Consider the following 8843-nt stretch of genomic DNA (forward strand, 5'->3'; position numbering starts at 1 on the left):
CCCGGATAACTGTCGCGGACGTGTTCCGCCGGCCCGACGGTGCCGTTCCGCCGGGCCGAGGGTAAGGATTGGGCAGGTGTTTACCGCGGGTCGTAGGCGAGGTTGGGGCGCAGCCAGCGCTCGACGTCGCCGACGCCGAGGCCGCGCCGACGGGCGTAGTCGGTGACCTGGTCCCGGCCGATGCGCCCGACCGTGAAGTACTTCGATTCCGGATGGGCGAAGATGATCCCGCTGACGGCCGACGCCGGGGTCATCGCGAACGACTCGGTCAGGCCCAGGCCGACCTGGCCGGCGTCGAGCAGGTCGAACAGCGCCTGCTTCTCGCTGTGGTCGGGGCTGGCCGGGTAGCCGAGCGCCGGGCGGATGCCGCGGAAGCGCTCCGCATGCAGGTCCGCGAGGTTCGGCTCGGCGTCCGGTTCGAACCACTCTCGGCGCGCGGCGAGATGGATGTACTCGGCGAACGCCTCCGCGAGCCGGTCCGCGAGCGCCTTCGCCATGATCGACCGATAGTCGTCCTGGTGGGCCTCGAACTCGGCGGCGAGCTTGTCCGCGCCGTGGATGGCCACGGCGAAGCCGCCGAGGTGGTCGCCGTCGGGCGCGACGTAGTCGGCGAGGCTGCGGTTCGGCCGGCCGGCGGGCTTGGTCGTCTGCTGGCGCAGCATCGGAAGCCGCACCAGCCCGTCACGGGCGCCCGCCACCGCACCGGCCTCGATCACCAGGTCGTCGCCGTCGGCGTGGGTGGGCCAGAAGCCGTAGACGCCCTTCGCCTGCAGGCTGCCGTCCTTGATGATCTGGTCGAGCAGCGCGTTCGCCTCGTCGTACAGCTCGCGGGCGACCGGTTGGTCGAGGATCGCGGGGAACTTGCCCTTCAGCTCCCAGGCGAGGAAGAAGAACTGCCAGTCGATCATCTCGCGCAGCGCGGCGAGGTCCGGGGTGACGACGCGGCGCCCGGTGAAGGCGGGGACGGGCAGCTCGTCGAAGGAGACCTGCTCCCGGTTGGCCCGCGCCTGCTCCAGGCCGAGCAGCGGCTGCGCCCGGCGGTTTTCGTGCTGCTCGCGCAGCTTGGCCTGCTCGGCCCGGTTGCGGGTGTCGAGCTGCTCGGCCCGCTCGGCGTCGAGCAGGTCCGAGACCACCCCGACGACCCGGGAGGCGTCGATCACGTGGACGGTGGTCGACTCGTAGGCGGGGGCGATGCGCACCGCGGTGTGCTGGCGCGAGGTGGTGGCGCCGCCGATGAGCAGCGGCAGGTTCAGCCCACGGCGCTGCATCTCGGCGGCGACCGCGACCATCTCGTCCAGCGACGGCGTGATCAGCCCGGACAGGCCGACCGCGTCCGCGCCCTCGGCGACGGCGGTGTCGAGGATGACCTTCGCGGGGACCATCACACCGAGGTCGATCACCTCGTAGTTGTTGCAGCCGAGGACGACGCCGACGATGTTCTTGCCGATGTCGTGCACGTCGCCCTTGACGGTGGCGAGCACGACCTTGCCGCTGCCGCTGCGGGCCGCCGGGGCGTTCCCGTCGAGGGCGGCCTGCGCCTTCTCGGCCTCCATGTACGGCTCCAGGTAGGCCACCGAGCGCTTCATCACCCGCGCGCTCTTGACCACTTGCGGCAGGAACATCTTCCCCGCGCCGAACAGGTCGCCGACGATCTTCATGCCGTCCATCAGCGGACCCTCGATCACGTCGAGGGGACGGGTGGCCTGCGCCCGCGCCTCCTCCGTGTCGGCCTCGATGAAGTCGACAATGCCGTGCACGAGGGCGTGGGAGAGCCGCTGCGCGACCGGCGCCTCCCGCCAGGCCAGGTCCACCACCCGCTGGGTGCCCTTGCCGTTGACCGTCTCGGCGAAGGCGACGAGCCGGTCGGTGGCGTCGGAGCGCCGGTCGAACAGCACGTCCTCGACGAGTTCGAGCAGCTCGGCGGGGATGTCGGCGTAGACGGCGAGCTGACCGGCGTTGACGATGCCCATGTCGAGCCCGGCGCGCACCGCGTGGAGCAGGAACGCCGAGTGCATCGCCTCGCGGACGACGTCGTTGCCGCGGAAGGAGAACGACAGGTTCGAGATGCCGCCGCTGATCCGCACCCCCGGGCAGCGCTGCTTGATCAGCGGCAGCGCGTCGAGGAACGCCTTGGCGTAGCCGTTGTGCTCGGCGATACCGGTGGCCACGGCGAGCACGTTCGGGTCGAAGACGATGTCGGTGGCGGGGAAGCCGATCTTCTGCGTGAGCAGGTCGTAGGCGCGCCCGCAGATCGCCACCTTGCGCTCGGTGGTGTCCGCCTGGCCCAACTCGTCGAAGGCCATGACGACGACGCCGGCGCCGAAGTCGCGGATGCGCCGGGCGTGGCCGAGGAAGACCTCCTCGCCCTCCTTGAGACTGATCGAGTTGACCACGCCCTTGCCCTGCACGCAGCGCAGCCCGGCCTCCAGCACGCTCCACCGCGAGCTGTCGATCATGATCGGCAGGCGGGCGGCCTCCGGCTCGGTGGCCAGCAGGTTCAGGAACGTCGTCATCGCCTGCTCGCTGTCGAGCAGATCGGCGTCCATGTTGACGTCGAGCAGGTTCGCCCCGCCGCGCACCTGCTCCAGGGCGACGTCGACGGCGGCCTGGTAGTTGTCGGCCTCGATGAGGCGGCGGAAACGCGCCGAGCCGGTGACGTTGGTCCGCTCGCCGATCATGACGAAGCCGGTGTCCTCGCCGATCTCGAACGGCTCCAGGCCGCTGAACCGGGTCCGCGGTGCGGGCGTCGGCACCTGGCGCGGCGCCGCGCCCTGGACGGCGGCGGCGATCTGGGCGATGTGCGCCGGCGTCGTCCCGCAGCAGCCGCCGACGATGTTGACCATCCCGGCGGCGGCGAACTCGCCGATCAGCCGGCCCGCCTCCGCCGGAGTCTGGTCGTAGCCGCCGAAGGCGTTGGGCAGCCCGGCGTTCGGATGGCAGGCGGTGTAGGTGCCGGCGATGCGCGACAGCGCCTCCACATGGGGGCGCATCTCCTCGGCGCCCAGCGAGCAGTTCACGCCGACGACCAGCGGGTTCGCGTGGGCGATGGAGCTCCAGAACGCCTCGACGGTCTGCCCCGACAGCGTCCGCCCGGACAGGTCGACGATCGTCACCGAGATCCACAGCGGCAGCTGCGGGGCGACCTCGCGGGCCGCGGCGATCGCGGCCTTCGCGTTCAGCGTGTCGAAGATCGTCTCGATGAGCAGCAGGTCGACCCCGCCGTCGGCGAGCGCCTGGATCTGCTCGGCGTAGGCGGCGCGGACCTGGTCGAAGGTCACCGCCCGATACGCCGGGTCCTCCACCCGCGGGGACAGCGACAGCGTCACGTTGAGCGGGCCGATGGAACCGGCGACGAACCGCCCGCCCGCCTCGTCCGCGGCCTGCCGGGCCAACTGCGCGCCGCGCAGGTTCATCTCCCGGACCAGCGCCTGGAGGCCGTAGTCGGCCTGGCCGATGCTCGTCGCGGTGAACGTGTTCGTGGTCGTGATGTCCGCGCCCGCGGCCAGGTACTGCCGGTGCACGTCGAGGATGACGTCCGGGCGGGTCAGGTTGAGCAGGTCCGGGTCGCCGACGACGTCCTTGGGATGCTCACGCAACGAGTCGAGCTGGTAATCCGCCGGGGTGAGGCCGGCGTTCTGCAGCATCGTGCCCCAGGCGCCGTCCAGGACGACCACCCGCCGCGCCAGCAGCTCCCGCAGCGCGGCCGCGCTGTCCTGGGTGCGGGGGCGACCCGCCACCTCACCGACGGACGTGGTTCCAGCCATGAGACACCTCCCTGTCGTGGGAGGCGCCCTTACCGATCGGTACGGGCCGAGCGTGGCGGACTTTGGTCCGTTGCAGCGCCTCTCGACCTGACATCGACGATACCGTGCCAGCGTGATCACTTCGCGCGGGCTCGAGCACTTGCTCATCCACCCGGTCGCCGCCCGCCACCGACTCGACGACGTTCCCGCGGCGAACCGGGCGGCGCTCGCCGACCCCGACCACCTGCATGATCCCGACGTGGTGTTTCTCGATGCGTGACGCCGATGGGCGTGACGCCGATGGGAAGAATCGCGGGATGGGGTCGGGTACCGCCGGACGGGCGGGCTACTCAAAGACGCCGCTGGCCCGCAAGCTGGGAGTGAAGCCGGGCCACCGGCTCGTGCTCGCCGCCGTGCCGCCCGGGTGGGCGGTGCCGGAGCTGCCCGAGGGCGTCGAGCAGGCGCACATCGCGGACGGGGGCGGTGGGGGGCTCGCGGCGATCGACGTGTGCGTCGCGTTCTGCCGACGACCGGCCGACGTCCACCGGGCCGTGGACGAGTTCGCTGAGGCGATCCGGCCCGCGGGTGCCCTGTGGATCGTCTGGCCGCGCCGGGCCGCCGGTCATCGCAGCGACGTCACCGAGAACCTCATCCGCGAAGTCGCCCTGCCGCGTGGCCTGGTCGACACCAAGGTCGCCGCGGTCGACGAGGACTGGTCCGGTCTGAAGGTCGTCTGGCGCCGCGAGCGCCGCTGACGGCCTGGCCCGGCCCGGCCCGGCCCGACCCGCGTGTCACGCAGCCCCGTCCGCCCGTACCTCCACCAGATGGGTGTCGGTGTTGAACTCGGCGAGCACGAGGCGGTCGCCGTCCCGGGAGAACCGAGTGATTCCGGCGTTGCGAATCCCGCCCTCGGCGGCGATCCGACCCAACTCGTCGTTGGACAGATCCTCGATGAGCTGGCGCAACATGACTACGACCGCGTCGTGCGCGACGACGAGAACCCGCCGGCCGGCATGCTCGCGGTTCAGGTCGGTCAGCAACGAGCCGAGGCGCAGGGCGATGTCCGGGAAGTTCTCCCCGCCCGGCGGGCGGTAGTCCCACTGCCCGACCGTGCGGCGGCGCTCGGCCTCGGCGGGAAAGCGGGCGTCGATCGCCGCCCGGGTCATCAGCTCGAACCGGCCCATCAGCCGGTCGTCGAACGTCGGCGCCGGCAGGGCCAGGCCGGCGGTGGCCGCGGCCTCGGCGGCGATCGCGTAGGTCCGCCGGGCCCGCAGGTAGGGGGAGCAGACGACGACCTCGGGGGGCCGCACGATCGGCGGGTCGGCGGCCAGCGCCCGGCCGAGCGCTGCGGCCTGCTCGACCCCCAGCGCCGTCAGCTCGACGTCGGTGTCGCGGCCCGTCACCCCCGCGTCGATGCGCCCCGCCGCCCGCGCCGCCACGAAGGCGACGTTCGCGACGCTCTGTCCGTGCCGTACCGCCGTCAGCTCGGCGACCAGACCGTCGTCCACACCCACCCCCACCTCGGCACCCTGACCCGCACGACCATCCCACAGCACGCCGGCCGGGTGTCCCGATCGTCCGGCGACGGGTCCGGGCGGCCACGTCCGGCCACGTCGCCGATAACCCGAGCGGAGTGCGGACGGTCAGCGCGACCAGTCGCTGAGGGCTTCCAGGTGGCGCCGCATCCGATGCCGGGCGAGTCCGCGGTCGCCAGCGATGATGGCGTCGATGATTCCCCGGTGCGCGGCCCGGGCGTCGCACACCGGCTGACCGCACCCGCCGGTCGTCGGTTCGCCCGCGGGGGCGGGGCGGGCGCCGTCGTCGTGCCGCCGCCAGATGGCCGTGAGCACTCGGACGAACGAGGCCAGTGCCTCGTTGCCGGTCAGCCGGGCCAGCTCTATGTGCAGGTGGTGCCCGGCGTCGGGGGGGCCGTCGGGCGATTCGCCGGCGTCGGTGGCGAGCAGCGTCTCGAGCCGGGCGGTGAGCTCGGGGCCACGGCGTTCGATGAGAATATCGACGCAGCTCAGCTCCAGTGCGTCACGCACGATCCGCAGGTCGTCGACGCTGGCCTGGCTGTACTCCAGGTACAGCGTGGTCGCCTCGACGGTCGCCGCCGGGTCCGGCTCGGTGACGACCAGGCCGCCGCCGGGACCGCGACGCATCTGCGCCACCGAGTGATATTCGAGCAGCCGGACGGCCTCGCGCAGCACCGCCCGACTCACCCCGTAGCGGGCGAGCAGCTCGCTTTCCGAACCGATGACCACCCCGACGGGAACGCCGTCGCGGGCCACGTCGTCGCGGATGCGACCCGCGACCGTCTCGGCGAGCTTGCCCGGCGGCACCGTCCCGCCCGGAACCGCGCCCAGGCCCGGTTCGCGGAGCCGGATGCGCTGCCCGCCCGTGCCCGCGCTCCCGCCCGCCCCCTCGCTAGTGTCCGTGTTCATGCCCGGACCAGTGTCTGCACCTGTGTCTGCACCGTCGCCGGCGGGCGGCGCGGTCATCCACTCGTGCATGGCCTCCAGGTGTACCGCCGCGAGGTGCTGGGCGCGGGCGGCGTCCCCGCCGATCACGGCCTCGGCGATGGCGGCGTGGTTGCGGTGCACCTCCTCGGAGACCTGGGCCTGCCGGGCTGGGGAGGCGCTGCGGCGGGTCGTGGCGTACCGGTGGGCGGCATACCGGAAGGTCAGGGAGTTGAGCACGTCGACGAACAGCACCAGCACCGGGTTGCCGGTGGCCGCCGCGATCGCGTGGTGAAGCTGGTGGTGGGAGCCGAACTCGGTCGGGTCCGCCGTTTCCTGCCGGGCGATGATCTCGCGCAGGGTGCGGATGCCGTCCTCGGTGATCCGTGCCGGGGCCAGGGCGGCGGCCAGCGACTCGATGATGAACCGTGCGCGCAGGATCGACTCGATGGTGATCCCGACGTACTCGAGGTAGACGCCGAGCGCGGTCGTCACCGCCACCTCGTCCGGCGCGCGGACGATGAGCCCGCCGGACGGCCCCCGGCGCATCGTCGCCACCTGGTGGTGCTCGACGATCCGCACGGCCTCCCGGAACACCGCCCGGCTGACCTTGTACCGCTCGATCAGCGTCGGCTCGGAGCCGATGACCGCACCGACCGGCCAGCCCGCGCGGACGATGTCGTCCTCGATCCGCCAGGCGACCTGCGCGGCGAGCTTGCCGCGGGCCTCGCCCTGCGGGGGATGCCGGACACTGATGGCCGCGCCGCGCGCCGACTCCACGAGCCTGTCCGTGGAGGGCATCGCCGTCGGCCTCCTCCCCGGGATGTGGCATGGCACGGGATCGCGCGGCACCGAACCGGGCCGGCCCCGGTCGGCGGGGTCAGCGAGCGGAACGGGCATCTCGCCCGGCCTGCCGTCGTACATGCTCGGATGTCCAAGGATATGCGCGCTGGGACACGCCCGGAAGTGCTCTCCGAAACGCGCCGGCCGCGCTGGGTAGCCCGAACGGGGGTGCCCGCGACATCGCCTGCGGCTGAGGCGCTGGGGGGTTCACCTGCGGCTCGACGTCAGGCCCGGCGGTCGGCGGCCGGCGTTGATGCGCGACCTTCCGCCCGGTGGCGATGACACCCACATTGCCTCTCCCGATGACCCGACCGGGCCGGTCACGGCCCGGTCGGGTCATCGGCGAAGCCGTACGTGCTGATAGCACCCGACCGCGCCCTGGCCATGCCCACACACCAGTCCGGGGTGTCGTGCCCGGGTAGCGGACGGCGAGCGCTTGGGTGCCGGGAGCGTTGGGCAAGAATCCACCTCCCCTGGCGGTTCCGCTCCTCCTGCAGTCGTGTAGCATGGCCTCCAGATCCTGACGGACCGCATCCCACGGGCCGCTCGGGACAACAACTGAAGATCACTGTAAGAGCATGGTCCCGTGGTGAAGTCTGGAGTTCACGCCGCCCTGTCAAGGCGGAGGTCGCGGGTTCGAATCCCGTCGGGACCGCGTTCGTACGACCGGAAGTTCCTTCCGGTTCCTACGATTCCGTACAACCCGGGGCAGGTAGCTCAGTCGGTACGAGCGTCCGCCTGAAAAGCGGAAGGTCGGCGGTTCGACCCCGCCCCTGCCCACCGCATCTGACCTTCGGTTTCATCATAAATATGATCTCCCACGGCTCGTTTGAAGATCGTTATATGGCAGTGGATGTGGCAACGGCCGTGGAGTTCCACGGCCGTTCGTGCTCACTGCCACAAGACACATCATCCCAGCCGATCGCCCAGTTTGGTCAGCGCGGCGCGCTTTTCGTCCAAGGAGATTCGCGCGTAGATCATCATGGTGACGTCGATCGCCGAGTGGCCGGCGATGTCCCGGACAACGTGCGGAGGCACTCCCGCGTTGAGGAGAAGCGTCCATCGGCGGGTGTTGATGCCGATCAGGAGCGTGCCGTGGACGTGGCCACGGCGCACCTTGAAGCCAGGCGACCTGATTGCTGAGACCGGGACAAGCGGCTACGACGTCACGGGCTCGACGTGCACGGAAGATCGTCGAGGGTCCTTGTCTGGTGAGTACGAGCGGCCCGGTACCGCCGGCGGCAAACACGTGGCGCAGAGCCGCTGTTTCGCGCCCGGCGGAGTCGAGAGGGTCCTACGGTGGCTTCCCGGAGTTCGGGCTTGGCCATGGGCCAACCAGAATCTCACCGTCGGTAAGCGCGGACCGCAGGATCGAACGGTCGGCGACACATCTGTAGAAATAAGCGCGGATGCCGATCGCAACGACCGCCGGTGAATCTATCAATACAGTGTTGCTGTCTCGGTCAGCTCGCTCGCTATCGGTTCTGGCATCTTCCGTGCGACCTCCGCTGACCGCACACAGACCGTCGCGGTAGTCACCTCCGGTCCCGGGTAGCCCGGCCGCTACCTTCCCGCCATCCGCGCCATCCCCGGCCGGCAGTCTCGCGGTGCGTGATCGTCCACTGGATGGTGGACGGTCACGCAGACCGGCGAATTCGGGGGCCCACAGCGTGCGCCTACGTATGCGCACGCGGGGGAAGGTACACCACTCGGGCCGGTAGACGATCCCCCGAGCGGACAGTGAGCCTTTCCCGGTAACGTTTCGTCGCTTTGCGTGACATCAATGTTGTGTTGGTGT

At 71.1% G+C, this 8843-nt stretch carries 5 protein-coding genes, 2 tRNA genes and 1 pseudogene; 4 read left to right on the plus strand and 4 right to left on the minus strand.

The features are described 5' to 3' along the window. Positions 1-80 precede the first annotated feature (80 nt). A complete protein-coding gene (gene metH, locus G6R25_RS05290) occupies positions 81-3764 on the minus strand; it encodes a methionine synthase (protein WP_163552092.1) in 3684 nt (1227 codons plus the stop codon). Between the two features lie 112 nt (positions 3765-3876). Here metH and G6R25_RS05295 point away from each other — a divergent pair, with 112 nt between their 5' ends. Together G6R25_RS05295 and G6R25_RS05300 are read left to right on the plus strand one after the other, a co-directional pair. Next, positions 3877-4023, plus strand: a complete 147-nt coding sequence (locus G6R25_RS05295; RefSeq protein ID WP_163552093.1) for a hypothetical protein — start codon at positions 3877-3879, stop codon at positions 4021-4023. Further along, the gene (locus G6R25_RS05300) at positions 4016-4498 is read left to right on the plus strand and encodes a DUF3052 family protein (RefSeq protein ID WP_235947486.1); all 483 of its coding nucleotides are present in this window, start codon (positions 4016-4018) and stop codon (positions 4496-4498) included. The genes G6R25_RS05295 and G6R25_RS05300 overlap by 8 nt, the downstream gene beginning before the upstream one ends. Positions 4499-4534: 36 nt before the next feature. Here the strand turns inward: G6R25_RS05300 and G6R25_RS05305 are convergent, their stop codons facing one another. Continuing rightward, positions 4535-5257, minus strand: coding sequence for a histidine phosphatase family protein (locus G6R25_RS05305; RefSeq protein ID WP_235947488.1), 723 nt, complete (start codon positions 5255-5257; stop codon positions 4535-4537). A 129-nt stretch (positions 5258-5386) separates the two neighbouring features. Then, positions 5387-7003, minus strand: a complete 1617-nt coding sequence (locus G6R25_RS05310) for a FadR/GntR family transcriptional regulator (protein WP_205446876.1) — start codon at positions 7001-7003, stop codon at positions 5387-5389. A 622-nt stretch (positions 7004-7625) separates the two neighbouring features. Between G6R25_RS05310 and G6R25_RS05315 the strand changes: the two genes are divergently transcribed. Then, positions 7626-7700 (plus strand) — tRNA-Asp (locus tag G6R25_RS05315). A 51-nt stretch (positions 7701-7751) separates the two neighbouring features. Beyond that, positions 7752-7825, plus strand: a tRNA-Phe gene (locus G6R25_RS05320). 129 nt (positions 7826-7954) lie between these two features. On the opposite strand, the pseudogene G6R25_RS05325 reads toward G6R25_RS05320, so the two are convergent. After that, positions 7955-8107: pseudogene (locus G6R25_RS05325) on the minus strand (site-specific integrase); the annotation flags it as partial. Positions 8108-8843 lie beyond the last annotated feature (736 nt).

This window comes from Candidatus Frankia alpina (assembly GCF_902806485.1).
Lineage (GTDB): Bacteria > Actinomycetota > Actinomycetes > Frankiales > Frankiaceae > Frankia > Frankia alpina.

Excerpts from the sequence above, each read along its gene's own strand:
- G6R25_RS05310 (WP_205446876.1), bottom strand. The coding sequence starts at position 7,003 with ATGCCCTCCACGGACAGGCTCGTGGAGTCGGCGCGCGGCGCGGCCATC.
- G6R25_RS05300 (WP_235947486.1), top strand. The coding sequence starts at position 4,016 with ATGCGTGACGCCGATGGGCGTGACGCCGATGGGAAGAATCGCGGGATG.
- metH (WP_163552092.1), bottom strand. The coding sequence starts at position 3,764 with ATGGCTGGAACCACGTCCGTCGGTGAGGTGGCGGGTCGCCCCCGCACC.